A 259-nucleotide genomic window follows, 5' to 3' on the forward strand; every position below is an offset into this window, starting at 1 on the left:
CGCTCAGCTTCGTCGAAGGCAACTCGAAAGCGGGCGACTACATCGAGCTGTATGCACCGATGAACACGCTCGTCGTGCTGACGGCGATCCAGCATCCGCTCGACACGAACCCCGAATACGCGCCGAAACCCGTAAAGCTCACACTGCGCGCCGCCGACAGCCAGGTCGCCGAAATCTGCCGCACGTCATGCGATGAAAACGCGCGCGGCTTCATCAACACCGAACGATTCTTTCTCTGAGCGGAACGCGCGCCATGGCG

The 259-nt window shown here is 61.4% G+C and carries 1 pseudogene; it reads left to right on the forward strand.

The features are described from left to right. Positions 1-239, forward strand: a pseudogene (locus tag SB771_RS35435) (urea carboxylase); the annotation flags it as partial. Positions 240-259 lie beyond the last annotated feature (20 nt).

It is taken from the genome of Burkholderia sp. SIMBA_051 (genome assembly GCF_046534915.1).
In the GTDB taxonomy this organism is placed as follows: Bacteria; Pseudomonadota; Gammaproteobacteria; order Burkholderiales; family Burkholderiaceae; genus Burkholderia; species Burkholderia ambifaria.